Consider the following 24,444-nt stretch of genomic DNA (forward strand, 5'->3'; position numbering starts at 1 on the left):
GGGCCGGCCGGCTCAGCGCGTCTCCACCATCCGGGCGAAGACGACCACGTTGCCGTCGTAGCCGCGGGCCTTCGAATAGCCCCCGCCGCACGTGATCACCCGGAGCTCCGGAGCCCCGGTGTCCCCGTACACCCGGGTTCCGGGGAAGGTGTCCTTGGCGAAGACCTCCACGCCGTACACCTCGAACACCGCCGTGCGCCCGTCGTAGCGCTGCACCTCGATGCGGTTGCCCTTGCGCAGCGAGCCCAGGCCGTAGAAGACCGCCGGGCCCTTCGCGTTGTCCACGTGCCCCACGATGACCGCCGAACCCGTCTGGCCGGGCGAGATGCCGTTGAGGTACCAGCCCGCCAGGTTCGGGTCCTGCGGCGGCGGCGCGTCGATCCAGCCCTCCGCGTCCAGCCCCACCGTCATCACCGGCGCGTCCACCTTGATCGCCGGAATCCGCACCCGCTGCACCGACGAGTGCTCCAGCGGCTCCGGCGGCGGCCCGGACGGCTGCTCCGGCAGCTGCTGCGGCGCCTGGTCCGGCTGCTGCGCCGACTGCTGCTCAGGTGCGGGCGTGCTCGGCGCCGCCTGCGGCTGCCCGGGGCGCACCCCGACGGCCGCCGCGGCGGCCGGCTGGGGCGGCCCCTCCTCGAACTCCGCCCCGTTCCGGACCATGGCGAGGCCGGTGAGCATGACGAGGGCGAGCACTCCCCATGGAGAGCGTCTTCGTGACGGAACGGTCTCGTCCCAGCCCATGGTTCTCCCTTCCCGACGCGGGGGTCCCGACCCGCGTTCGCGTCCCACCCCGATGCACTGCTTCGTACGCCCTGCTTCACGCACGCTAAGGGCGTCCGCGCGGGACGGCGAGGGGGGAGGGGCGAACGGGTGGCGGGCCGCGGCCGGGCCGGGGCGGGGGGCCGTACGGGATGCGCCCATCCAGGTAATCGTCACATAAATGACTGACGGGTCGTGACCTGCGGATCCGTCAGATCGGCCGCGCGCGCCTCGGCGTGTCGCTCAACCGGGCGGCCCAAAGTCGGAAATGCGCTGGTTGCGGACCGGACCGAGGGTTCGTCTTGGGAGACGTTCTCGTCGATGATCCCGGGCGACCACCGCTCCGGGGCGCCTCCCGCTGGAGGTTCCACCATGCGTGCTTCTCGCGCTCTCACCGTGACCGCGGCGGCCTTCGCCGCCGTCGGGCTCGCCACCCCGTTCGCCGGCGCAACCAATCAGCCGGCGGGCGGTCCGCCCGGCGGCCAGGGCGGCGGGCCGAGGAACGTCGCGGTCTCCCCGTACTCGGTGCACCCCGGTGCCTCGATGGAGGTCAAAGTGGAGGGCTGCAACCGCGGCGGCACGGTCTGGTCGCCCGGCAACTTCGAGCAGGCGAACCTGTCGGGCGGGTCTCCCGCCTTCGCCACGGTGCACATCCGCCACAACGCCCGGACCGGCGACCAGACCCTCTCGGTCAAGTGCCACGACAACAGCCTCGTCGCCACGCACCGCTTCCGGGTCCTCGAGGGCCGGGGCGCACAGGGCGGCCTCGGCGGCTCCATCGGGCCGTCCGCCACCGAGACCGCCATCGGCGCGGGGCTCGTGGGCACGGCGGCCCTCGGCGCGGGCATCCACGTGGTGCGCCGTCGCCGCCCGGTCCACGGGCGGGTCTGACCGGCAGCCTCCCCGGTCGTGCCCGGCAGCCCGTGAACCGCCGGTCGCCCCGAGTCCTGGCCAGGACTCGGGGCGACCGGCGGTCGATGGGGTGGTGCGTGAAGACGGCGGTGCGGGAGACGGTGGTGCGGGTGGGGCGGACGGTGCGGAGCGGTTCCGCCGGCCGCCCGGTCAGTGCCCGCGGGTCTGCGTACGGCGCCGGACCAGGTAGCCGGTACCCGCCGCCGCGACCAGCAGGAGACCCCCGCCCGCCGCGAGTTCGCGCACGTCCATCCCGGCGACGCTGCCGCCGAGACCGCCGCGCACGCCGCGGACCGCGGCCGTGGACCGCGTGGTGGGGGTGCTCGTACCGCCCGCGATGGTGAGGTCGGTGGAACCGGTCTCGTTGTTGCAGGTGAAGTTGACGGAGTAGCGGGCTCCGCGCCGGGCGTCCCGGTCCACCGTGACCCGCACGGTCTGGCCCTTGGGCACGCTGACGGTGTCGAAGACGCCCGAGGAGACGGTGGTGCTCGCCGCCACGCAGCCGCTGACCGAGAGCACGACCGTGCCGCCGGGCGCGACCGTGGAGGGTGCGACGGCGAAGCCGAACGACGTGACGGGCTGTGCCTCCGCGGCGACGGCGCCGGCAGCGCCGAAGACCAGCAGGGTGCCCGCGGCCCCGGCTGCGAGGAGAGCGGTGGCTGACGTGCGTATCGCGCCCATGTTCTTCTCCGGATCCCCGAGGAGCAGCTGCGGAACGGTTTCCGCACGTGGGGGGTCGTGCGCCTCGATGTCCGCCACGCTAGGTCCGCCCGCCGTGGCCCGCGATCAGGAACGGGCGAACGGGTCACAGCGCTACGCCGAACCGGGGAAGGACGCCCCGTCCCCGGTTTGCGCGGACCGCGGGCCCGGCGGGGCCCGCGGCGGTCGGACGGCGTGTCGCCGCAGGGCGGCGCCGGGGCGGCGGATCAGTCGTCGCCGAGCCCCAGGTGCGGGAACTGCTGGAAGAACGGCTCGGCGGTGGCCGAGACCCCCCGGCTGAACGGCGCGTCGAAATCCCAGATCAGGAACAGCAGGAACGCGATCAGCGCGCTGAACAGCCCGGCGAGCAACAGCTCCCGGAAGGACCGCCGGATCTGCAGGGTGAAGATCAGCCCCACCGTCACGAGCGCGCCGGTGATCAGGCCGAACCAGACGACCCCCGGCATGGTGGCCCCCGCGCTCTGCAGCCGGGCGCTGCGGGCGTCGTCCACGATGGCGACCTGGTCCACCAGCGGCTGGTAGGCCTGCCCCTCGTGGTCGGTCCGCGGTTCGTAGTCGGTCACGTCCCGGCGGATCCGGTCGAGCATCGCGGTGCCCTCGTTCGAGACGTTTCCGGTGTCGGCCATCTCCTTCCACTCCTTCGTGACCACGTGGGACACGTAGGCGTCGACGTCGGCGCGGATGCGGGTGCGCACCGGAGCCGGGTAGACCTCGGAGCGGATGCTCACCTCGTGGAGCGCCTGGGCCTCCTGGCGCACGTATTCCTGGGCGGCCCCGCGGCCCTCCCAGACGCCGGCGATCGCCAGGCCCAGCACGATCGCGTAGATCACCCCGATCATCATCGTCATGTACTCGATGACGTCCGGGGTCTCGCTCGGATCGTCGTCCTCGCCGATCCGCCGGTGGTTGAAGAAGGCGATGGACAGGACCACGGCACAGGCCGCGGCCATCGCGAGGGACAGGACGAGCCATTCCGACAAGGGAACTCCCACGGAAATCGATCGGGTCGGGTCAGCGCGGGCGCAGCGCGACGATGGCGAGCACGGCGGGGGCGGCCGTGAGCAATGTGAAGGTGACCGGTGAAATGTGGTGCTCCACCGGCTTACGGGCCTCCGTGCGGTAGGCGGGCCGGGGCACCGGCTTCTTCGCGGGCGGCGCCACGACGGGGGCCGGTGGAGGTGCCGGGACCGGCGGGGGCGGCGGTGCGGGGGCCCGGGGCGCGGGAGGCGCCGGCCGCGGCGGCGCGGGGGCGGGGGGCGGGGGCGGAGGAGGCGGCGGGGGCTCGGGCGCCGGCGCGGGGGGCTTCGGCGGGGTGGGCTTCGGGGTGGGCGTGGGCGTGGGGCGGGGAGGTGTCGGCGTGGGAGTGGGTGTCGGCGTGGGTGTGGGCGTGGGCGTCGGGCACGGCGGGGGCGGGGGCGGTGGACAGGGGCGGGGCGGGCAGTGGTGCCCGCCGTGGTGGCTTCCGCAGTGCCAACCCCCGTGTTCGTGGCCGTGGTCGTCGTGATGTCCGCCACCCCGGGAAGCCCCGGCGGCGCTGCGGAGGGCCTCGCTCCGGGCCGCCGCGACCAGCTCGACGACGGTCCGGCCGTCATCCGGGCCGGGCATCGCGAAGGCGCGGCTATCGGCCACGGCCGGTGCGGCGGACAGTGCCGCCCACACGAGGACCGGAACCGCCAGCAGGCGCCTGGCACAGGGTCTGTTCACCCGGGGAGCATGGGGCAGCCGGGCGTCTCGCGCCTCCGGCTCCGGCTCGGTTCCTCCGAACGGGGGGACTGGGGACGGTAGAGGTTTGAGCCAGCGGATGAAGGGTTCCGATCGGCCGACGATCAATTCCCAAAAGGTATTTGTCGGTTTCGATCAATCCGGGCGGACGGTGCCCATGGTGTGTTTGGTGTGTGACGAAGAACGGACCGCCAATTTCCGCTTTCGCTCGCTCCGTTGGGCAATGATCAGTACATTCGGCTCGGACAGCTGTCCGAGACCGACGGACACCGACGGACTACGCCTTGGAGACCCCGATGGAGCGACCCGCCTGGGCCCCGCCAGGCATCGACATATCGGTGCCGAGCGTGTCCCGCATCTACGATTACTACCTCGGCGGATCGCACAATTTCGAGGTCGACCGCCAAGCGGCCCGCCGCGCCATGGAATTCATCCCGGGCCTGCCCAAGATCATGCAGGCCAACCGGGCATTCATGCGCCGCGCCGTCCGCTACGCCGTCTCCCAGGGCGTCACCCAGTTCCTCGACATCGGCTCCGGCATCCCGACCTTCGGCAACGTCCACGAGATCGCCCAGGCCGCCAGCCCCGACGCCCGCGTCGTGTACGTCGACCACGACCCGGTCGCCGTCGCGCACAGCCAGGCCGTCCTGGCCGGCACCGAACGCACCGGCATCGCCGCCGCCGACCTGCGCAAGCCGGCGGACATCCTGTCGAGCCCCGAGGTGACCCGGCTGCTCGACCTGGACCGGCCTGTGGCCCTGCTGCTGGTCGCCGTCCTGCACTTCCTGGAGGACGCGGACGAGCCGTACGCCGCCGTCGCCGAGCTGCGCGACGCGCTGGCCCCCGGCAGCCTGCTGATCCTCACGCACGCCTCCTACGAGGGCGTCCCGCTCACCGAGGACGTCGCGGGCGGGGCCGTCGGCGTCTACCGGGACATCCGCAATCCGCTGGTCATGCGCACCGGTGAGGAGATCGGCCGCTTCTTCGACGGTTTCGCGTGGGTGGAGCCCGGGCTGGTCTCCATGCCCGAGTGGCGGCCCGAAGGCCCGCAGGACGGCGAGGTCCAGGAGGATCCGTACGCCTTCTCGGGCTTCGCGGGCGTGGGACGCAAGGCGTGAGACTCCCGGCACAGACGGCGGGGCAGGCGGCCCCGGCAGCGCCCGCGACCGCACCGGGCGCGGGCGTCCGCGTACCCGCGGCCGGATCCGTGACGGCGGCTGCCCGCCGGGCTGCGACCACCGGACCGGCGGCCACCGGACCGGCGACCACCGCCCCCGCGGCGCCGTCGACCGGGCTGCCCGCCGATCCGGAGGACCGGATCGGGCGGTTCGCGACCATCTGGAGCCGGGCCATCTTCCCGGTGACCGCCACCTCGCTCACCCGGGTGGAGTTCGAACGCCACCTCGTGCCGCTCGCGCGCACCCTGGCCGAGGCCCTGCACGCCCGCCCCTTCGACGCGTCCGTCGGCCAGCGGGTCGGCAGCGAACTCGTCGCCGTGCACTGCACCGACCCGGACGCCCTCGCGGGTACCCTCGGCGTGGTCGAGGCCTACCTCGTGCTGTACTGCGGCCCGGACGGCGGCGGGCCGGACGAGTCCGAGGAGTACCGCGCCCGGTGCGCCCGGCTCCAGCACGGGATCGCCGCGGGCTTCGCCCGCGCCCTACGGGAGCGCACGCTCAAGGAGCAGGAGGCGATCGCCCGGTCCGCGCTCACCGCGCGGATCGACGCCCAGCAGGCCCTGCACGCCAGCGAGGCGCGCTTCCGCGCGGTCTTCGAAGGGGCGGCCATCGGCATCGGCATCGCGGACCTCCAGGGCAACGTCCTGGAGGTCAACGACACGCTGCTGCGGATGTTCGGCGGGCTGGAGGGGCACGTCCGGGGCCGCAACGTGAACGAGTGGAGCCACCCCGACGACACCCCGCACGTGTGGCGGATGTACGGCGAGCTGGTGCGCGGCGAGCGCGAGAGCTACCGCGTGGAGAAGCCGTACTACCGGCACGACGGGACGGTCCTGTGGACCAACCTGACGGTGTCCCTGCTGCGCGACGCCGACGGCACGCCGCAGTACCAGCTGGCGCTGATGGAGGACACCACCGAGCGGCGGCTGCTGAACCTGCGGCTGCGGTACGAGGCCACCCACGACGCGCTGACCGGGCTGCCCAACCGGACCCTGTTCTTCGAACGGCTGGAGAAGGCCCTCGGCGGGGCCGGGGGAAGCCGCTTCGGCCTCTGCTACCTCGATCTGGACGGTTTCAAGACCGTCAACGACAGCCTCGGGCACTCGGCGGGCGACCGGCTGCTGGTGGAGGTCGCGGACCGGCTGCAGAGCTGCGCCACCGGGCCCGGCGAGGTCGTCGCCCGGCTCGGCGGCGACGAGTTCGTGGCGCTGACCACCGGGCCCGAGACCGAGGAGAAGGTGACCGACCTGGCGATGCGGATCCTCTCCGCCCTCGCCACCCCGATCCGCCTGGAGGGCCGGGAGCTGACGGTCCGGGGCAGCATCGGCATCGTGGAGGGTCCGGCGGGCTCGCGGACCGCTGCCGAAGTGCTGCGCAGCGCCGACATCACGATGTACCGGGCGAAGGCGGCCGGCGGCAACCGCTTCGAGTTCGCCGACGAGGAGGCGGACGCCCGGGCGATCACCCGCCACGGGCTGACGAACGCGCTGCCCGCGGCCCTGGAGCGCGGCGAGTTCTTCATCGAGTACCAGCCGCTGGTGCACATGCACGACGGCAGCGTGCACGGCGCCGAGGCGCTGGTGCGCTGGTCGCACCCGCAGTACGGGGTGCTCGGACCGGACCGGTTCATCCCGCTCGCCGAACGGACCGGTCTGATCGTGCCGCTCGGCCGCTGGGTCCTGGAGGAAGCGGTCCGCCAGGCTCGCACCTGGCAGCGCCAGCACGGGGGTTCGTCCTTGCGGATCAACGTGAACCTCTCGCCGACCCAGCTCCACCACCCCGGCCTGGTCGCCGACACGGTGGCGGTGCTGGAGAACTCCGGTCTGGCTCCCGGCGCGCTGTGCCTGGAGGTCACCGAGTCCGCCCTGATCGGTGCCGACGACGAACTCCTGGAACCCCTGCGTCGGCTCGCCGCCCTCGGCGTGGACATCGCCCTCGACGACTTCGGCACCGGGTACTCGAACCTGGCGAACCTGCGCCGCCTGCCGGTGAGCGTCCTGAAACTGGACCGCTCCTTCACCCAGGGCATGCAGCAGGAACCCGCCAACCCGGTCGACGTCAAGATCGTGGAGGGCATCGTCGCCCTGGCCCACAGCCTCGAACTCGCCGTGACGGTCGAGGGTGTCGAAACCGGCGTCCAGGCGGCCCAACTCCGCGCGCTGGGCTGCGACACGGCCCAGGGCTGGTACTACGCCCGCCCCGGCGCCCCGGACCGGATCCACGCCCTGTCCCTCTGCGATGCGGTCCCCACCCCGTGACACCGCCCCCTGGCGGCACGTCCTGACCTGGCCACGCCCTGACCCGGCCACGCCCTGACCCGGCCAGCCTTCGCCCGGCCGCCCCTCACCCGGCCACCCAACCCGTTGCCGCGGCCTCGGGCGCCGGGTCGGGGGCGGGTCAGCTAAGCGCGGCTTCGATGCCGTGGCCCGGCTCGCGGACCGCCGCGCGGACGCGCTCGTGGCGGGCGGAGGTGTCGGCCAGCAACGCGGCGGCGGCCGGGAGGCGTTCGGTCTCGTAGTCGTCCAGGGCCTCCTCCCCGGCGGTCGCGGTCAGCACTCCGCCGAGCACCCGGCCCAGGGCGGCCGCGTCCTGGACGCCGGTGTTCATGCCCAGCCCGCCCGCTATCGGGTGGACGTGCGCCGCGTCTCCGGCGAGGAAGCAGCGGCCCTGCCGCATGCGGTCGGCCATCCGGACGTTGACCCGCCAGGTCGAGAGCCAGGTGGCGTCGGCCAGGCGTATCCCGGGCATCCGGGCGTGCCGGTCGAAGAGCCGCTGGAAGCCTTCCAGGGACGGGGCGAGCCTTTCCCCCCGGTCGTCGGTCTCCGGTGAGGCCTGGAGCTGGAAGGTGTCCGTCCCCGGTATCGGGCAGAGCATCATGGCGCCGCCGTCCGAGGTGAACCACTGGTGCCAGTAGTCCCGGCTCAGTCCCGCCGCCGTCACGTCCCCGACCACCATCGCCTCCTCGTCGGCGGTGCGTCCCTCGAAGCCGATGCCGAGCCGCTTGCGGACGGTGCTGCTCCCTCCGTCGCAGCCGGCCAGGTAGGCCGCCCCCAGGGTCCGCCCGTCCGCGAGCGTCACCCGCACGCCGTCCGCGTCCTGGGACACCGCTTCGACCTCGGCCTCGTACTCGACGCCGACACCGGACTCGGTCAGTTTGTCGCGCAGGATCTCCTCGATCTGCCACTGCCCTATGAAGATCGAGGAGCCGCCTCGGGGAGTGTCGTTGATGTGCTCCCCGTCGAAGTACTTGCGGAAGGCGAGGCCGGTGCGCCCGGTCTCGGTCATCCGCCCGGCCACGCCGAGCGTGTCGAAGACCTCCAGGCTGCCGACGTGGAGCGCCTTGCCCCGGGATTCGCGGTGCGGTGCGGCCCGGCGGTCGATCACCCGGACCCGGGCACCCCGGCGGACCAGGTCGCAGGCGAGGGTCAGGCCCGTCGGTCCGGAGCCCACGATCAATACGTCCACTGCGTGCGTCATCACAGGTTCCCTCGTTCGTCGGTCGCCGTGGTCGGTGTCCTCGGCGTGACTCCAGTGAAGCGGCTCCCGCCAGAAAAAGCAACCCGGTTACAAAGATGACTTGGTTGTGAAATCTCTGCTAGGGTGTGCGCATGGACAAGACGACCGATACCCCTGTGACCGGCCTGCGCGAGGCGAAGAAGCAGCGCACGCGGCAGCAGCTCGCCGCGACCGCGCTGGAGCTCTTCCTGGAGCGCGGCTTCGACGCCGTTTCGGTGGCGGATGTCGCCGCCGCCGCGGAAGTCTCCAAACCGACGCTGTTCCGGTACTTCCCGAGCAAGGAGGACCTGTTGCTGGACCGCTTCGCCGACCACCAGGACGAGGCGGCGCGCGTCGTGCGCGAGCGGCCCTCCGGGCAGACGCCGGTCGAAGCCGTACATGCCCACTTCATCGACGCCCTCGCCGCCAACGATCCGATCACCGGCCTCTGTGACCACCCGAACGTCGTGGTCTTCCAGCGGTTGCTGTACTCGACCGCGAGCCTCGCCTCGCGCCTGGCCCACTACACCGCCCGGGAGGTGGACCTGCTGGCCGCCGTACTGGAGCGGGAGGCCGCGGAGGCGGGGGCCGGCGGGGCGGAGGAGGGGCGGCGACAGCTGCGGGCCCGTCTTGGCGCCCTGTATCTGGTGACCGCCCGTCACGAGCTGGCGCAAGCGAACTGGCGGCGCATAGACGCGGGGCAGAGCGCCGCCGCGGCGCACGGGGCAGCGGTGGCCGACGCCGACATGGCCTTCGCCATGCTGGCCGAGGGGCTGGAAACCCTCCCCGCGTGAACCGCAGCAGCCCCTGCCCCGGCCCCCTCTGTCCCGGCCCCCCTGCCCCGGATCTGGGCTCACACGCCGCCCAGGCCGAGGCCCGGACCCAGGCCTCCGGCCCAAGGCCCAGGGCCTGGCCCCGGCCCCCGGGCCCAAGGCCCAGGCCTGGCCCATGCCCCCAGGCCCCGGCCCCGCCTCCGTCCTTGCGCCGCCCAGTACGGATCAGTACGTCACGGTGATCCTGCGCGCGGGGCCGTCCAGCCGGACGACGCCGCCGTACGGAATCACCACCTGTGGGTCCGTGTGGCCCAGGTCCACGTCGAAGACGGCCATCATGCCCGGGGCGTAGGTCGTGAGCGCTCGCAGTACGGCCTCCCGCTGCTCCTCGGCGTAGCGCAGCCTGCCGGCCACGTCGTTGGGTTGGTCGAAGGACCATGCCTTGGCCCGGCCCATCATCAGCGCGGAGAAGCGGGCGAGCAGTCCCCGCTCGCCCATGCTGCGCAGGATCCGGAAGACCTCCTCCGCGCGGGGCATCTCCTCGGAGGTCTCCAGGAACAGCACGCCGCCCTCCGCAGCCTCGGGCGCCGCCGCGACCTCCCGGTCGGCCATCAGCAGCCAGGACAGGATCTCCAGGTTGCCGCCCCAGGTGCGTCCCTCGACCACCCGGTCCGGCTGGTGCCAGATCCAGCCGGCCCCGTCGCGGACCTCGGGCTCGGCGTCGAAGGTGGCGGGATCGGCCCAGTCGCGGTCGGTGTCGCGGAAGCGTTCGGCGGGCCGCAGTTCGTAGGGCCCGGAGGTGAACAGGGCCGCGCGGATCGACGCGGCGGTCACCGGGTGGAGCGCGTACGGCCGCCCGAGCTCGGTCATGAGGCAGGCACCGTGGTAGCCCACGATGCCGAGGTTGCGCAGGAACAGCAGCAGGCACGTGTTGTCGCTGAACCCGAAGAAGGGCTTCGGGTGGGAGCGGATCAACTCCCCGTCGAGCAGCGGCAGTACGGTCAGCTGGTCGTCGCCCCCGATGCTCGCCATCACCGCCTTGACCGTCGGGTCGGCGAAAGCGGCGTGCAGGTCGTCGGCGCGCTGCCGGGCCGTGGATCCCATCGTGCGGGTCGACGGGTACTCCACCGGCTCCAGCCCGAACTCCTCCCGCAGCCGCGCCAGCCCCAACTCGTAGGGGAGCGGAAGGAGACCCGGCAAGCCGGAGGAAGGGGAGACGACCGCGATGCGGTCGCCGGGTACGGGCTTGGGGGGATATGTGGGAACGATCATCCCGGGACCCTACGGCCGTGCACGACCGCAAGCCAGCCTGATTTCCACCGGACGACGGTCTCCGCCCCCACTGCTCGACGCCCCCGCCCTCACCCCGAACGTACCCCCCGCCCTCACCCCACCAGCATCCGCTTCAGCTCCCGGGCCGCGCGGGGCGGGGCCACGTCCGTGCGGTGGGCCAGGGCGATCGTGCGGCGCAGGGGGGAGCCCGCCAGGGCGGTGGTCCGCAGTCCCTGTCCCGCGTGGTCGACCACCATCGCCGGGACCACCGCGAGCCCCAGCCCGGCCCGGACGAATCCGAGGACCGCGTCCATCTCCCCGCCCTCCACCGTGAACACCGGCTCGAAGCCCTCGGCGCGGCAGGCCGTCACCGTCAGTTCCCGCAGGTCGTAGCCGTGCCGGAACATGACCATCGGTTCCTCGCGCAGGTCGCTGATCCGCAGCGGTCCGCCGTCGCCCGGCGGCGGCAGCTCTGCGGAGGAGATCACCACCAGGTCCTCCGTCAGCAGCTCCACGGTCGTCAGCGCGGGCGCCGACGGCGGCAGCGGAAGGGTGACGAGGGCCAGGTCCAGGGCCCCGCGCGCCAGTTCGCGCACGAGGTCCAGCGATCCGCTCTCCTCGATCAGCAGCTCGATCCCCGGGTGCGCGGTGTGGAAAGCGCGCAGGACGTCCGGCAGCAGGCCCGTGCACACGCTCGGCGTCGCGCCCAGGCGGACCCGCCCGCGCCGCAGCTGCGCCAGTTCCTGCACCTCCAGCCGCGCCGTGTCCGCGTCCGCCAGGATCCGCCGCGCGAGGGGCAGCAGGGTCTCGCCCGCCTCGGTCAGCGCGATGTTGCCCCGCGCCCGGCTGAACAGCTCCGCCCCCAGCTCCCGCTCCAGCGCCCTGATCTGCTGGGACAGCGACGGCTGGGCGACGTGCACCCGCTCCGCCGCGCGCGTGAAGTGACGGGTCTCGGCCACGGCCACGAAGTACACGAGCTGCTGGAATTGCATCCTCCCAGCGTAGACCAGCTCATAGCCCTGACCTATCAAGATGAGCCCCATCATGTCTTGGACCTTTGAGGGCTTCGGTCCCTACCGTCTGAGACATGGCTCTGGCAACGCGGACGGGCCGACGGCCGTCCACCACGCACACGCTCTGGGACTCCACCGTCGGCAAGAAGACCGTCATGGCGGTGTCCGGGTTGATCATGCTCGGCTACCTCGTGGTCCACATGTTCGGCAACCTGAAGATCTTCTTCGGGCCCGGGGAGTTCAACGGCTACGCGGCCTGGCTGCGCCACATGGGCGCGCCCGTCCTGCACAGCCACTGGGGCCTGTGGATCGCCCGGATCGCCCTGGTCGCCGCCGTCGTCGCGCACGCCGTCTCCGCGTACCAGCTGAGTCGCCGCGACATCAAGGCGCGTCCCGTGCGGTACGCCCACAAGCGCCGGCGCGCCGGCTACGCCACCCGCACCATGCGCTGGGGCGGGGTGATCCTCGGCCTGTTCATCGTCTGGCACATCCTCGACCTGACCACGCTCACGGTCAACGAGCGGGCCCTGGAGGGGCATCCGTACGAGAACGTCGTCGCGACCTTCTCCACCTGGTACGGCAACGCCATCTACCTCACCGCGATGACCGCCCTCGCCTTCCACGTCCGGCACGGCTTCTGGAGCGCCGCCCAGACCCTCGGCGCGGGCAACGCCCGCCGGGACAGGACGCTGAAGGCCCTCGCCAACCTGCTGGCCCTGCTCCTCTTCGCGGGATTCGTGTCCGTCCCCGTCGCCGTCATGACCGGATGGGTGGGCTGACCATGAGCACCGCGACACCACGGACGGAGAACACCGCGATCCCCATGAGCGCCTACGCCGACTACACCACCGGCTCCCCGATCGCCGACGCGAAGGCCCCCGCGGGCCCGGTCGCCGACCGCTGGGACCGCCGCCGCTTCGAGGCCGGGCTGGTCAACCCGGCCAACCGCCGCAAGCACACCGTCATCGTCGTCGGTACCGGCCTCGCGGGCGGCGCGGCCGGCGCCACCCTCGCCGAACAGGGCTACCACGTCGTCCAGTTCTGCTTCTCGGACTCCCCGCGCCGGGCGCACTCCATCGCCGCGCAGGGCGGCATCAACGCCGCGAAGAACTACCGCAACGACGGCGACTCCGTGCACCGCCTCTTCTACGACACCGTCAAGGGCGGCGACTTCCGCGCCCGCGAGTCCAACGTGCACCGCCTCGCCCAGATCTCGGTGGAGATCATCGACCAGTGCGTGGCCCAGGGCGTCCCCTTCGCCCGCGAGTACGGCGGCCTGCTCGACACCCGTTCCTTCGGCGGGGTCCAGGTCTCCCGGACCTTCTACGCCCGCGGCCAGACCGGGCAGCAGCTGCTGCTCGGCGCCTACCAGGCCCTCTCCCGGCAGATCGCCGCCGGGAACGTCGAGATGCACGCGCGCACCGAGATGCTCGACCTCATCGTGGTGGACGGCGCCGCCCGCGGCATCGTCGCCCGCGACCTGGTTACGGGCAGGATCTCGACCCACTTCGCCGATGCCGTCGTTCTCGCCACCGGCGGCTACGGCAACGTCTTCTACCTCTCCACCAACGCCATGAACTCCAACGCGACCGCGATCTGGCGGGCCCACCGCCGCGGCGCCTACTTCGCCAACCCCTGCTTCACCCAGATCCACCCCACCTGCATCCCGCGGACCGGCGAGCACCAGTCCAAGCTGACCCTGATGAGCGAGTCGCTGCGCAACGACGGCCGGATCTGGGTCCCCAAGGCCCACGGCGACACAAGGCCCCCCGACCGGATCCCCGAAGCGGAACGCGACTACTACCTGGAGCGGATCTACCCGTCCTTCGGCAACCTCGTCCCGCGCGACATCGCCTCCCGCGCCGCCAAGAACGTCTGCGACGAGGGCCGCGGCGTGGGCCCCGGCGGCCAGGGCGTCTACCTGGACTTCGCCGACGCCATCCGCCGCATGGGCCGGGAGAAGGTGGCCGAGAAGTACGGCAACCTCTTCGAGATGTACGAGCGGATCACCGCGGAGAACCCGTACGAGGTCCCCATGCGGATCTACCCCGCCGTGCACTACACGATGGGCGGTCTCTGGGTGGACTACGACCTGTCGACCACGGTCCCCGGCCTGTTCGCGATCGGCGAGGCCAACTTCTCCGACCACGGGGCCAACCGGCTCGGGGCCTCCGCCCTGATGCAGGGCCTCGCCGACGGCTACTTCGTCCTGCCGTCCACCATCAACGACTACCTCGCCCGCCACCCCCGCACCACCGCGGTGGACGACACCCACCCCGAGGCCGTGGCCGCGGTCCGGGAGACCCGGGACCGCATCGAGCGGCTCCTCGCGGTCGACGGCGACCGCACCCCCGACTTCTTCCACCGGGAGATCGGCGAACTGATGTGGGAGTACTGCGGGATGGCCCGCACCGAGGAGGGGCTGCGCAAGGCGCTGGCCCGCATCCCCGAGATCCGCGAGGAGTTCTGGCGGCGGATCAAGGTCCCCGGTGGCGGCGAGCAGTTCAACCAGACCCTGGAGAAGGCCAACCGGGTCGTCGACTACCTGGAGCTGGCCGACCTGATGTGCCTCGACGCCCTGCACCGCGCCGAATCGTGCGGCGGCCACTTCCGCGAGGAGTCCCAGACGCCGGACGGCGAGGCCGAGCGCCGCGACGAGGAGTTCTCCTACGCCGCGGCCTGGCAGTTCACCGCGACCGGCGCCGCCCCCGTCCTGCACAAGGAAGACCTCGTCTTCGAGTACGTCCACCCCACCCAGCGGAGCTACGCATGAAGCTCACCCTGCGCGTCTGGCGCCAGCCGCACGCCGAGGCACCCGGCGCCATGACGGCCTACGAGGTCGACGGCATCTCGGCGGACATGTCCTTCCTGGAGATGCTCGACACCCTCAATGAGGACCTGATCCTGCGCGGCGAGGACCCCGTCGCCTTCGACCACGACTGCCGCGAGGGCATCTGCGGCGCGTGCAGCCTCGTCATCAACGGCGAGGCGCACGGGCCCGAGCGCACCACCACCTGCCAGCTCCACATGCGCTCCTTCGCCGACGGGGACACCATCGACGTCGAGCCCTGGCGGGCCGCCGCCTTCCCGGTGGTCCGCGACCTGGTGGTGGACCGGAGCGCCTTCGACCGGATCATCCAGGCCGGCGGCTACATCACCGCGCCGACCGGCGCGGCGCCCGAGGCGCACGCCACCGCCGTGCCCAAGCCCGTCGCCGACCACGCCTTCGAGAATGCCGAGTGCATCGGCTGCGGGGCGTGCGTCGCGGCCTGCCCCAACGGCTCGGCCATGCTCTTCACCGCGGCCAAGGTCAACCACCTCAACGTGCTCCCGCAGGGTTCCCCGGAGCGCGAGAGCCGGGTCCTGGACATGGTGGCCCGGATGGACGGCGAGGGGTTCGGCGGCTGCACGCTGACGGGCGAGTGCGCCACGGCCTGCCCCAAGGGCATCCCGCTCCCCTCCATCGCGGCGATGAACAAGGAGTGGCTCCGGGCGGTGCGCAAGGGCGGTCACTAGGCCGCCGGCCCGACGGCGAGGGAAACCTGTGCAATGGCTGTGACCTGCGGTGACTTGTACGGACCGCCAAAGGTTCCACATCCGGTTCAAGATTCAGCCATCTCGGCTTAGGGTGATGTCGGCCCGAGCGGAATCCCCGTTCACGGCCGACGGACACACCATCGCGACCCCGAGGTGGACATGAGCGGCTTCCGCAGACACCTGCGCCGTACGGGCCTGCACCGGCTCGTCCGCGCCCTGCGACCGTCCGCCCGCGTCCCGCGCCAGCCCGCGCGCACGGAGCGCGAGCGGCTCGACGCCGCGCCGGCGGAGGCGCCCGCGCCGCGCCCGCCCGACCGCGAGGAGGAGCTGCTGGCGGACCTCGCCCCGGGCGGGGGCGTCGTCCGCTACCGGGGCCGGCTGGCCCTCGTACGGGACGACCTGCTGCCCGGCGACCTGCGCGCCGCGAACCTCCGGGCCGCCGCCGAAGCCCTGGAAGCCGCCGGGATCGACTACGGACTGGTCCCCGACGGGGGCCTCCTCCACCGCGTCGCCCTCGCCCCCGGCACCCGCGCGGACGCCCTCGCCGCCTGCGCGGAGGCCTTCACCGGCCGGCCGGTCTACGCCGAGCTGCTCGGACACGGCGGAACCCTCGCCGTCACCCTGGCCGAGGCGCTGCCCGCGGCCGTCGCCGCCAAGGAGGGCGAGCGCCGCCCCGACGCGGCCCCCGACGAGGAGGACCCCCACCACAAGGTCAAGGGGGTCCGGCTGCACCAGCCCGTGGTGACCTCCGGGCGCACCCTCTACCTCGGCGCCGACCACGGCTGCGACCTGGAGTTCTGGGACCCCCCGGAGTCCGGCGCCGGCGGGGTCGCCTCCCTGCGCGACACGCCGTTCGGCTGGTGGGTGCCCTCCCTCGCGGCCACCGGGACGCGCCGCGTCGGCGACCGCGAGTACCCCGTCGTGGACGCGCTCGCCCGGTGCTTCCCCGACGACATCGACTTCCCGATCGACGCCGTGATCACCTGGGTGGACTCCGCCGACCCCGCCTGGCGCCGCCGCCGGGACCGGGCGCTGGCCGAGTACGCCCAGGACACAGTCGGCGCCGGGGCGCACGGCGAACCCGCCTTCGACGACGCCGCCCACCGCTACCGCGACCGCGGCGAGCTGCGCTACTGCCTGCGCTCCATCGCCGCGCACGCCCCCTGGGTCCGGCGGATCTTCCTCGTCACCGACGACCAGGTGCCCGGCTGGCTCGCCGCCGACCACCCGGGGATCACCGTGGTCCCGCACCGCGAACTCTTCGCCGACCCCGGCGCGCTGCCGGTCTTCAACTCGCACGCCATCGAAACGCAGCTGCACCGGATAGCGGGGCTGGCCGAGCACTACCTCTACTTCAACGACGACATGTTCCTCGGACGCCCGCAGCGGCCGCAGAGCTACTTCCTGCCCTCCGGCCTGCCGAAGGTCTTCCACGACACCCGGGCCGTCCCGCCCAGCTCGCCGGAGGTGCGCGACGACGTCTTCACCGCCTCCCAGCGGGCCACCCGGCGCGCCGTCGAGGAAGCCGTCCACCGCACCTACCCGCGGATCCTGGCCCACGCGCCGTACCCGATGACCCGCTCCGTTTTCGCCGCGGCCGAGGAACGGCTCCCCGGACGCCTCGCTGCCACCAGCCGCTCGGCCTTCCGCAGCGCGACGGACCTCGCCCCGATCACCCTGGCCGCGCACCTCGCGCTCGCCGAGGGCCGCGCCGTCGAGGGGGAACTGACCCTCGCCTATGTCGCGACGGACCGCGCCGAGGAGATCGAACGGCTCCCGGAGCTGGTCCACGACCGCCGCACCGACGCCTTCTGCCTCGCCGACGACGGCGGTACGGAGCTGTCGCCCGAGGAGCAGCGCCGCGCGGTCGCCGCGTTCCTGGAGGCGTACTTCCCGGTGGCCTCCCAGTACGAGAAGCCCGCCGACGTGCCCGCCGAAGCGGGGGAGCGGCCCCCCGTGCCTGCGCCGATCGGCTGACCGCGGGGGCGTACGCCGCGCCGGATCCCCCGGCGCGCGCGGTCATGCGTGACAGTGTCCGGCATGGCAGAAGCACCAGCACCCGCCGGGATCGGACCACGGCGCCGGACCGTGCTCGCCGCACTGACCCCGCTCGCCCCCCTGGCCCTGGCCGGCTGCGCGGGCGAGGCACACCCGGCCGCCCCGGCACCCGGCCCCCAGGCCGCCGCCAAGGACGCCCTGATCATGGTGATCCGGCACGCCGAGAAGCCGTACGCCGGAGACACGGGCGAGGACGACGAGGGCAACGACGACGCCGGCTCCCTCGCCGGCCGCGGCCGACGCCGCGCCGAGGCACTGCCCCAGCTCTTCCCGCCCACCCCGGGCGCCGTCCTGCCCCGGCCCGCGGTGATCTTCGCGGGCGGTGCGGCCGGAGCCGCCCGCTCCCGCCAGACCGTCGCCCCGCTGGCCGACCTCCTGCGCACCCCCGTCCGGGCCGACCTCGCGGTGGGCCGCGAAGCGGACCTCGCCCGCGCCGCGCTCGCCGCCCCGGCCCCCGTCCTGATCTGCTGGGAGCACAGCGGCATCCCCCGGCTGGTCCGCGCCCTCGGCGCCGACCAGGTCCTCGGGATGCCCGCCGGCTGGCCCGACCGCTACGACCTCGTCTGGCTCCTCACCCGCCGCCAGGGCCGGTGGAGCTTCCGCGAACTACCGCAGCACCTGCTCACCGGAGACGCGTAGCCCGCGCCAGGTAGCCCGCGGTACGCCCCTCGCCGGCCCGGACCACCAGGTCCGGGGGACCGGCCGCCACCACCCGGCCCCCGTCCGCGCCGCCGCCCGGACCCAGGTCGATCACCCAGTCCGCGCCCGCAGCCACCGCCATGTCGTGCTCCACGACCACCACCGAGTGCCCGGCGTCCACCAGCCCGTGCAGCCGGTCCACCAGCACCTCCACGTCCGCCGGATGCAGTCCGGTCGTCGGCTCGTCGAGGAGGTACAGGGTGTGGTCCCGGCGCACCCGCTGGAGCTCGTTCGCCAGCTTGATCCGCTGCGCCTCGCCGCCCGAGAGCTCCGTCGCGGGCTGCCCCAGCCGCAGGTAGCCCAGGCCGATGTCGTCCAGCGCGCGCAGGGCGCGGTGCGCCGCCGGGACCTCCGCGAAGAACGCGGCCGCCGCCTCCACGGTCAGCCCCAGCACCTCGGCGATGTTCAGGCCCGCGTGGCGGACCTGGAGGGTCTCCTCGTTGTACCGGGCGCCCCCGCACCGCGGGCAGGGGGCGTACGTACTGGGCAGGAACAGCAGCTCCACCGAGACGAAGCCCTCGCCCTGGCAGGTCTCGCAGCGCCCGCCCGCCACGTTGAAGGAGAACCGGCCCGCCTTCCAGCCGCGCTCCCGGGCCTGCGGGGAAGCCGTGAACAGGGCGCGGACCGCGTCGAACAGGCCCGTGTACGTCGCCAGGTTGGAGCGCGGGGTGCGCCCGATCGGATTCTGGTCCACCTCCACCAGTCGCCGCACCGGCAAGTCCGGGTCCCGCGCCGCGATCCGCTCCCGCACCGTGTCCGCCAGCACCTGGCCCACCAGCGTGGACTTGCCCGAGCCGGACACCCCGGTGACCGCGGTGAACACGCCCAGCGGGAAGGCGGCCGTCACCTCCCGCAGGTTGTGCCGGGTGACCCCGGACAACCGCACCTCACCCGTCGGCGTACGCGGCGCCCGGCCCGCACGCCCCGACGGTCCCCGCGGCCCGGCCAGGAACCGGGCCGTCGCCGAATCCGGTACCCCGGCCAGCGCCTGCGGCGGCCCGCTGTACAGCACCCGCCCCCCGTGTTCCCCGGCCAGCGGCCCGATCTCCACCAGCCAGTCCGCGTGGCGCACCACCTCCAGGTCGTGCTCCACGACGAAGACGGTGTTGCCCGCCTCCTTCAGCCGGTCCAGGACGCCGAGCAGCGCCTCGGTGTCGGCCGGATGCAGGCCCGCCGACGGCTCGTCCAGCACGTACACCACCCCGAACAGTCCGGAGCGCAGCTGCGTCGCCAGCCGCAGCCGCTGCAGCTCGCCCGCCGACAGGGTCGGCGCCGTCCGGTCCAGGCTCAGGTACCCCAGGCCGAGTTCGACGACCGGGGCGAGCCGCGCCCGAAGGTCCGCCGACAGCACCCGGGCCGCCTCGCCGGCCGGGGGAGCGGCGGCCAGTACGGCGTCCAGCCCGGTCAGCGTCAGCGCCGCCAGCTCCGCGATCGTGCGGCCCGCGAAGGTCACGGCCAGCGCCTCCGGACGCAGCCTGCTGCCCGCGCAGACGGGACACGGCGCATCGGCGAGGAACCGCTCGGCCCGCGCCCGCAGGGTGGCGCTCTTCGTGGTGCCGAAGGTCTTCATCACATAGCGCCGCGCGCTCATGTACGTGCCTTGGTAGGGGCGTTGGATCCGGTCCGCGTCCCGCACCGGGTGCACGGTGACGACCGGCTGCTCCTCGGTGAACAGGATCCACTCGCGGTCCTTCGCGGGCAGTTCCCGCCAGGGCCGGTCCACGTCGTGGCCCAGCGCGGCCAGGACGTCCCGCAGGTTCTTGCCCTGCCAGGCGCCCGGCCAGGCCGCGATCGCCCCCTGACGGATCGACAGGGAGGGCTCCGGCACCAGGAGTTCCTCGCTGGTGCGGTGGACACGCCCCAGCCCCTGGCAGGACGGGCAGGCCCCGGCGGCGGTGTTGGGGGAGAAGGCGTCGGAGTCGAGCCGGGGCGCCCCCGGCGGATAGGTGCCGGCCCGGGAGAAGAGCATCCGCAGGGAGTTCGACAGCAGGGTCACCGTCCCGACGGACGAGCGCGAACCGGGCGTGGAGCGGCGCTGCTCCAGGGAGACGGCGGGGGGCAGCCCGGTCACCGAGTCCACCTTCGGGGCGCCGATCTGGTGGATGAGCCGACGGGCGTAGGGGGCCACCGATTCGAAGTAGCGGCGCTGCGCCTCGGCGTACAGGGTCCCGAAGGCGAGCGAACTCTTTCCGGAGCCGGACACCCCGGTGAACACGGTCAGCGCGTCCCGGGGAACGTCGACATCGACCCCGCGCAGGTTGTGCTCCCGGGCGCCCCGCACGCGGACGAAGGAATCGGGGGCGGGGGGATCGGTCGGTCGGCGCATTCCGTACATTTTACGGGTCCGTGGCCCCCGCCTCCGCGTCGGCAACGACCCCGGCCGGACCGGACGGGAGGCCGGGCATGCGCACGAGCGAAGCCTTTCCGGTCCCTGTCGGTGCCCCGGCCTACGCTGGGCCGCATGAGCGATCACACGACCGGCCGCCGCCCCCTGGCCGTCTTCGACATCGACGGAACCCTCTCCGACACCGCGCACCGCCAGCACTTCCTGGAGCGGCGGCCCCGCGACTGGGACGGCTTCTTCGGCGCGGCCCCGGCCGACGGGCCGCTCGCGCAGGGCGTGGCGATGGCCGTCGAGAGCGCGGCGGACTGCGAGGTGGTCTACCTGACGGGGCGCCCGGAGCGGTGCCGCGCCGACACCGAGGAGTGGCTGGCGCGGCACGGGCTGCCCGGGGGGCGGGTGTGGATGCGCGGGAACCAGGACCGGCGCCCGGCCCGGACGGCCAAGCTGGAGGTGCTCCGCCGGATCGCCCGCGGCCGCGAGGTGCGGATGCTCGTGGACGACGACGAGCTGGTCTGCCAGGCGGCGCGCGCCGCGGGATTCCCCGTGGTGCGGGCGGACTGGGCCCCGGACGCGCCGGAGCTGCGGGAGGCCCAGGAGGGCGAGGGGCGCACCTGAGCCCGTCGCGGCGTCAGTCCTCGCCGTCGAGGCGGAAGCCGACCTTGAGTCCCACCTGGAAGTGCGCGACCTCGCCGTTCTCGATGTGCCCGCGCACCTGGGAGACCTCGAACCAGTCCAGGTTCCGCAGGGTCTGGCCCGCCCGGGTGATGCCGTTGCGGATGGCCTGGTCGATGCTCTCGGTGGAGGTGCCGACGATCTCGGTCACGCGGTAGGTGTGGTTGGACATGGGCTCTCCCGAGGGTGGGTTCTGGTGCCTCGTTCCACGGTGCCCCAGGACGTCCCGGTCCGCGAGGCGGAGGAGACGTACCGGTTCGTCGGCTTTGTCGGGAGAATCCGGCGCCCAGGGCCCTTGACCCGCTCATTGGTCCATGCCAATTTCAAGCCATCTGAGATCGACCTCCCAGAAGGTGTCCTTGTGAAGAAGCGTTTCCTCGCTGTATGCACCGCCCTCGTGGCAGCCACCGCACTGACCGGCTGCAGTGTGCTGGGCGGCTCCGACGGCGGGCCCCGCAAGGTCACGCTGTGGCTCATGAAGGGCAGCGCGTCGGACGGCTTCATCAAGAAGTTCACCGACGCCTACGAGAAGGACCACCCGGGGGTCGACCTCGACGTCAGGATCCAGGAGTGGACCGGCATCGGCGACAAGGTCAACGCCGTCCTGAAGGGCACCGGAAAGGACAGGGCCGACGTCATCGAGGTGGGCAACACCCAGGTCGCGCAGTACATCGAGACCGGCGGCCTGTCCGAACTCACCCTGGAGGGCCTGCGCGACTGGGGCAGCAAGGACTGGCTCAAGGGCCTCGCCGACCCCGGCAGCGTCAACGGCGCCCAGTTCGGCGTGCCCTGGTACGCGGCCAACCGGGTGGTGATCTACAACAAGGACATGTTCACGAGCGCCGGGATCAAGGCGCCGCCGAAGAACCGCGCGGAGTGGATCTCCACCACCCAGAAGCTCGACAAGGGCGCCCAGCAGGGCATCTACCTGCCCGGCCAGAACTGGTACGTGCTGTCCGGATTCATCTGGGACGAGGGCGGCGATCTGGCCATGGAAACCGGTGGCCAGTGGATCGGCACCCTCGACACCCGCGAGGCCCTGGACGGCATGGAGTTCTACAAGCAGCTCCAGGCGCTCGGCGACGGCCCCAAGAGCGCCGACGAGGAAACGCCCTCGCAGGCCGAGGTCTTCGCGCGCGGCCAGATCGCCCAGATCATCGCCCCGCCCGGACAGGCGGCGCAGATCGAGGAGTTGAACCCGGCCCTCAAGGGCAAGCTCGGCTTCTTCTCGATACCCGGGAAGACCGGCGAGAAGCCCGGCGCCGTCTTCACCGGCGGATCCGACCTGATCATCCCGGACCGCACCGCCGACCGGAAGGCCGCCGTGGACGTGATCACGGCCCTGGTCAGCGAGAAGTGGCAGACCGAACTGGCCCGGGAGATGAGCTACGTACCCAACAAGACCACGCTCGCGCACGTCGTCGAGGGCAACGACGGCGCCACCGCCATGGCCCCGGGAGCGGCCCAGGGCCGGGCCACGCCCAAGTCCGCGCGCTGGGCCGAGGTGGAGGCGAAGAACCCGATCAAACCCTTCATGACGGCCGTCCTGTCCGGACAGGACCCCAAGGAAGCCGCCAGGACGGCCTCGGAGGCGATCAGCAAGGTCCTCAGCTCCGACCGCTGAGTTCAGCGACCGCACATCCCGCTGCCGCCGCTCGGTCACGTCGAATCCAGCCGGTCACGGAAGAAGTAGAGGAGCCAGGCCGATACGCCGCCGGCCCGGCTCCCGCTTCCCGGATCAGGAGCCGTCATGACCATCGCCCCCCTGTCCCCCGTCGACGTCGCCACCCTCCCCCTCGCCGCGCCCCCGCGGGCGGTCCCCGCCCCCGCCGCGCATCCCGCCGCCCGCTACACCGTCCGCCTCGCCCGCGACGAGGACGAGGTCCGCGCCGCCCAGCGGTTGCGCCACGACGTCTTCGCGGGCGAACTCGGCGCCCGCCTCGACGGCCCCGAACCGGGCCTCGACGCCGACGCCTTCGACGCCTACTGCGACCACCTCCTCGTCGTCGAGGAGGAGAGCGCCCGGGTCGTCGGCACCTACCGGCTGCTGCCCCCGGAGCGCGCCGCGGTCGCGGGACGGCTTTACTCCGAGGGCGAGTTCGACCTCTCGGCGCTCGCCCCGATCCGCTCCGACCTGGTCGAGGTCGGCCGCTCCTGCGTCCACCCCGACCACCGGAACGGCGCCGTCATCGGCCTGATCTGGGCCGGGCTGGCCCGCTACATGGACCGCAGCGGGCACAACTGGCTGGCCGGCTGCTGCTCGGTCCCGCTCGCCGACGGAGGGATCCTGGCCGCCGCCACCCGGGAGCGGGTCCTCACCCGCCACCTCGCCCCCCAGGAGTACCGGGTCACCCCGCACCGCCCGTGGAGCCCCGACGGCATCTCCTTCCCCGACCGCGCCGAGCTGCCGCCGCTGCTGCGCGGCTACCTGCGGCTGGGTGCCTGGGTGTGCGGGGAGCCCGCGCTGGACGCCGGTTTCGGCGTCGCCGACCTGTACGTGCTGCTCTCGCTTCGCCGCACCCACCCGCGCTACCTCCGGCACTTCCTCTCGCTGGCCCCCGCCGCATGAGCGCCTGGCTGCCCACCGCGCCGTGCACCCCCGAGGACTGCGCCGCCCACCGCGGCCCGGCCGCGGGCGCAGTGCACGCCGCGGTGCGCCTGCTGACCGCGGCGCTGGTGCTGCTGCTGGGGATCCTGGCGGCGCCCGCCCTGCGGCTGCTGCCTTCCCGTGCCCGCGGCGCGCTGGTACGGGCCTGGGCGCGCGCCTTCGTACGGTCCTTCGGGGTCCGGATCACCGTCCACGGCGGCCGCGGCGCGGACGGGGGCCGGCTCGTGGTCGCGAACCACGTCTCCTGGCTGGACATCCCGCTCGTCGCGGCGGTGCTGCCCTCCCGGATGCTGGCCAAGAGCGACATCCGGGACTGGCCGCTGCTGGGAGGGCTCGCCACCGGCGCGGGCACCCTGTTCATCGAGCGGGAGCGGATCAGGGCGCTGCCGGCCACCGTGGGGGCGCTCACGGCCGCGCTGCGGTCCGGGGACCGGGTGACCGTGTTCCCCGAGGGCAGCACCTGGTGCGGGCGCACCCGGGGGCTCTTCCGCCGGGCCGCCTTCCAGGCGGCGCTGGACGCGCGGGTCGCCGTACAGCCCGTCCGCATCGACTACCGGCTGGCCGACGGGCGGCTCGCGGGGGCGCCCGCCTTCGTCGGCGACGACCCGCTGACCGCCTCGCTGTGGCGGATCGCCCGGGCCCGCGGGGTGCGGGCCGACATCACGCTGCTGCCGCGGATCCC

21 protein-coding genes and 1 pseudogene are annotated in these 24,444 nt (G+C 73.2%); 13 read left to right on the plus strand and 9 right to left on the minus strand.

Annotated elements, in window-relative coordinates; all coding sequences use genetic code 11:
* Positions 1-12: 12 nt before the first annotated feature.
* Positions 13-741 carry a class F sortase gene (locus tag AC0693_RS09635; protein WP_469315625.1) on the minus strand — a complete coding sequence of 243 codons (729 nt, stop codon included), beginning with the start codon at positions 739-741 and terminating at the stop codon, positions 13-15.
* Between the two features lie 390 nt (positions 742-1,131).
* Between AC0693_RS09635 and AC0693_RS09640 the strand changes: the two genes are divergently transcribed.
* Positions 1,132-1,650, plus strand: coding sequence for a hypothetical protein (locus AC0693_RS09640; RefSeq protein WP_356416741.1), 519 nt, complete (start codon positions 1,132-1,134; stop codon positions 1,648-1,650).
* Positions 1,651-1,821: 171 nt separating this feature from the next.
* Here AC0693_RS09640 and AC0693_RS09645 read toward each other — a convergent pair whose 3' ends face one another.
* From AC0693_RS09645 to AC0693_RS09655, 3 genes are all read right to left on the minus strand, one after another.
* Entirely contained in the window at positions 1,822-2,430 is a 609-nt protein-coding gene (locus AC0693_RS09645; protein ID WP_478801399.1) for a hypothetical protein, read from the minus strand.
* Positions 2,431-2,597: 167 nt separating this feature from the next.
* The gene (locus tag AC0693_RS09650) at positions 2,598-3,371 is read right to left on the minus strand and encodes a bestrophin-like domain (RefSeq protein WP_478801400.1); all 774 of its coding nucleotides are present in this window, start codon (positions 3,369-3,371) and stop codon (positions 2,598-2,600) included.
* A 31-nt stretch (positions 3,372-3,402) separates the two neighbouring features.
* Entirely contained in the window at positions 3,403-3,552 is a 150-nt protein-coding gene (locus AC0693_RS09655) for a hypothetical protein (RefSeq protein WP_356414197.1), read from the minus strand.
* 857 nt (positions 3,553-4,409) lie between these two features.
* Here AC0693_RS09655 and AC0693_RS09660 point away from each other — a divergent pair.
* Together AC0693_RS09660 and AC0693_RS09665 are read left to right on the plus strand one after the other, a co-directional pair.
* Positions 4,410-5,231, plus strand: coding sequence for an SAM-dependent methyltransferase (locus tag AC0693_RS09660; RefSeq protein WP_356414195.1), 822 nt, complete (start codon positions 4,410-4,412; stop codon positions 5,229-5,231).
* A gap of 176 nt (positions 5,232-5,407) precedes the next feature.
* Complete coding sequence (locus AC0693_RS09665; protein ID WP_356414214.1) at positions 5,408-7,549, plus strand: putative bifunctional diguanylate cyclase/phosphodiesterase; 2,142 nt, start codon at positions 5,408-5,410, stop codon at positions 7,547-7,549.
* Between the two features lie 139 nt (positions 7,550-7,688).
* On the opposite strand, the gene AC0693_RS09670 is transcribed toward AC0693_RS09665, so the two are convergent.
* Positions 7,689-8,768, minus strand: coding sequence for an FAD-dependent oxidoreductase (locus tag AC0693_RS09670; protein WP_478801401.1), 1,080 nt, complete (start codon positions 8,766-8,768; stop codon positions 7,689-7,691).
* Between the two features lie 131 nt (positions 8,769-8,899).
* On the opposite strand from AC0693_RS09670, the gene AC0693_RS09675 reads away from it, so the two are divergent.
* A complete protein-coding gene (locus tag AC0693_RS09675; RefSeq protein ID WP_469315630.1) occupies positions 8,900-9,580 on the plus strand; it encodes a TetR/AcrR family transcriptional regulator in 681 nt (226 codons plus the stop codon).
* 204 nt (positions 9,581-9,784) lie between these two features.
* Here the strand turns inward: AC0693_RS09675 and AC0693_RS09680 are convergent, their stop codons facing one another.
* Together AC0693_RS09680 and AC0693_RS09685 are read right to left on the minus strand one after the other, a co-directional pair.
* Positions 9,785-10,831, minus strand: a complete 1,047-nt coding sequence (locus AC0693_RS09680) for a S66 family peptidase (RefSeq protein ID WP_478801402.1) — start codon at positions 10,829-10,831, stop codon at positions 9,785-9,787.
* A 113-nt stretch (positions 10,832-10,944) separates the two neighbouring features.
* Complete coding sequence (locus AC0693_RS09685) at positions 10,945-11,823, minus strand: LysR family transcriptional regulator (protein ID WP_469315632.1); 879 nt, start codon at positions 11,821-11,823, stop codon at positions 10,945-10,947.
* Between the two features lie 95 nt (positions 11,824-11,918).
* Between AC0693_RS09685 and AC0693_RS09690 the strand changes: the two genes are divergently transcribed.
* The 5 genes from AC0693_RS09690 to AC0693_RS09710 all read left to right on the plus strand — a co-directional run bounded on the left by AC0693_RS09690 (position 11,919) and on the right by AC0693_RS09710 (position 18,078).
* Positions 11,919-12,623 carry a succinate dehydrogenase cytochrome b subunit gene (locus AC0693_RS09690; protein ID WP_478801403.1) on the plus strand — a complete coding sequence of 235 codons (705 nt, stop codon included), beginning with the start codon at positions 11,919-11,921 and terminating at the stop codon, positions 12,621-12,623.
* 44 nt (positions 12,624-12,667) lie between these two features.
* A complete protein-coding gene (locus AC0693_RS09695) occupies positions 12,668-14,617 on the plus strand; it encodes a fumarate reductase/succinate dehydrogenase flavoprotein subunit (protein WP_478801847.1) in 1,950 nt (649 codons plus the stop codon).
* Entirely contained in the window at positions 14,614-15,360 is a 747-nt protein-coding gene (locus tag AC0693_RS09700; RefSeq protein WP_356414177.1) for a succinate dehydrogenase/fumarate reductase iron-sulfur subunit, read from the plus strand. The genes AC0693_RS09695 and AC0693_RS09700 overlap by 4 nt, the downstream gene beginning before the upstream one ends.
* Before the next feature lie 180 nt (positions 15,361-15,540).
* Complete coding sequence (locus AC0693_RS09705) at positions 15,541-17,358, plus strand: stealth family protein (protein ID WP_478801404.1); 1,818 nt, start codon at positions 15,541-15,543, stop codon at positions 17,356-17,358.
* Between the two features lie 63 nt (positions 17,359-17,421).
* Complete coding sequence (locus AC0693_RS09710) at positions 17,422-18,078, plus strand: hypothetical protein (protein ID WP_469315634.1); 657 nt, start codon at positions 17,422-17,424, stop codon at positions 18,076-18,078.
* Here the strand turns inward: AC0693_RS09710 and AC0693_RS09715 are convergent.
* Positions 18,062-20,464: an excinuclease ABC subunit UvrA gene (locus AC0693_RS09715; protein ID WP_478801405.1), complete on the minus strand. Its 2,403-nt coding sequence runs from the start codon at positions 20,462-20,464 to the stop codon at positions 18,062-18,064. The two genes, AC0693_RS09710 and AC0693_RS09715, sit on opposite strands and share 17 nt — an antisense overlap.
* A gap of 135 nt (positions 20,465-20,599) precedes the next feature.
* On the opposite strand from AC0693_RS09715, the gene AC0693_RS09720 reads away from it, so the two are divergent.
* Positions 20,600-21,097: a phosphatase domain-containing protein gene (locus tag AC0693_RS09720; RefSeq protein WP_478801406.1), complete on the plus strand. Its 498-nt coding sequence runs from the start codon at positions 20,600-20,602 to the stop codon at positions 21,095-21,097.
* A 13-nt stretch (positions 21,098-21,110) separates the two neighbouring features.
* Here AC0693_RS09720 and AC0693_RS09725 read toward each other — a convergent pair whose 3' ends face one another.
* A complete protein-coding gene (locus AC0693_RS09725) occupies positions 21,111-21,326 on the minus strand; it encodes a dodecin (RefSeq protein WP_356414166.1) in 216 nt (71 codons plus the stop codon).
* Between the two features lie 189 nt (positions 21,327-21,515).
* On the opposite strand from AC0693_RS09725, the gene AC0693_RS09730 reads away from it, so the two are divergent.
* From AC0693_RS09730 to AC0693_RS09740, 3 genes and pseudogenes are all read left to right on the plus strand, one after another.
* Positions 21,516-22,778: an extracellular solute-binding protein gene (locus AC0693_RS09730; protein WP_478737789.1), complete on the plus strand. Its 1,263-nt coding sequence runs from the start codon at positions 21,516-21,518 to the stop codon at positions 22,776-22,778.
* 126 nt (positions 22,779-22,904) lie between these two features.
* Entirely contained in the window at positions 22,905-23,723 is an 819-nt protein-coding gene (locus tag AC0693_RS09735; protein WP_478801407.1) for a GNAT family N-acetyltransferase, read from the plus strand.
* Positions 23,720-24,298, plus strand: a pseudogene (locus tag AC0693_RS09740) (lysophospholipid acyltransferase family protein); the annotation flags it as partial. The gene AC0693_RS09735 and the pseudogene AC0693_RS09740, both read left to right, overlap by 4 nt.
* Positions 24,299-24,444: the final 146 nt, after the last annotated feature.

The organism is Streptomyces sp. NPDC043876 (assembly GCF_056435825.1).

Excerpts from the sequence above, each read along its gene's own strand:
- AC0693_RS09685 (WP_469315632.1), bottom strand. The coding sequence starts at position 11,823 with ATGCAATTCCAGCAGCTCGTGTACTTCGTGGCCGTGGCCGAGACCCGT.
- AC0693_RS09700 (WP_356414177.1), top strand. The coding sequence starts at position 14,614 with ATGAAGCTCACCCTGCGCGTCTGGCGCCAGCCGCACGCCGAGGCACCC.
- AC0693_RS09735 (WP_478801407.1), top strand. The coding sequence starts at position 22,905 with ATGACCATCGCCCCCCTGTCCCCCGTCGACGTCGCCACCCTCCCCCTC.
- AC0693_RS09660 (WP_356414195.1), top strand. The coding sequence starts at position 4,410 with ATGGAGCGACCCGCCTGGGCCCCGCCAGGCATCGACATATCGGTGCCG.
- AC0693_RS09640 (WP_356416741.1), top strand. The coding sequence starts at position 1,132 with ATGCGTGCTTCTCGCGCTCTCACCGTGACCGCGGCGGCCTTCGCCGCC.
- AC0693_RS09695 (WP_478801847.1), top strand. The coding sequence starts at position 12,668 with ATGAGCGCCTACGCCGACTACACCACCGGCTCCCCGATCGCCGACGCG.
- AC0693_RS09705 (WP_478801404.1), top strand. The coding sequence starts at position 15,541 with ATGAGCGGCTTCCGCAGACACCTGCGCCGTACGGGCCTGCACCGGCTC.
- AC0693_RS09710 (WP_469315634.1), top strand. The coding sequence starts at position 17,422 with ATGGCAGAAGCACCAGCACCCGCCGGGATCGGACCACGGCGCCGGACC.
- AC0693_RS09680 (WP_478801402.1), bottom strand. The coding sequence starts at position 10,831 with ATGATCGTTCCCACATATCCCCCCAAGCCCGTACCCGGCGACCGCATC.
- AC0693_RS09725 (WP_356414166.1), bottom strand. The coding sequence starts at position 21,326 with ATGTCCAACCACACCTACCGCGTGACCGAGATCGTCGGCACCTCCACC.
- AC0693_RS09720 (WP_478801406.1), top strand. The coding sequence starts at position 20,600 with ATGAGCGATCACACGACCGGCCGCCGCCCCCTGGCCGTCTTCGACATC.
- AC0693_RS09715 (WP_478801405.1), bottom strand. The coding sequence starts at position 20,464 with ATGCGCCGACCGACCGATCCCCCCGCCCCCGATTCCTTCGTCCGCGTG.
- AC0693_RS09690 (WP_478801403.1), top strand. The coding sequence starts at position 11,919 with ATGGCTCTGGCAACGCGGACGGGCCGACGGCCGTCCACCACGCACACG.
- AC0693_RS09675 (WP_469315630.1), top strand. The coding sequence starts at position 8,900 with ATGGACAAGACGACCGATACCCCTGTGACCGGCCTGCGCGAGGCGAAG.
- AC0693_RS09670 (WP_478801401.1), bottom strand. The coding sequence starts at position 8,768 with ATGACGCACGCAGTGGACGTATTGATCGTGGGCTCCGGACCGACGGGC.
- AC0693_RS09635 (WP_469315625.1), bottom strand. The coding sequence starts at position 741 with ATGGGCTGGGACGAGACCGTTCCGTCACGAAGACGCTCTCCATGGGGA.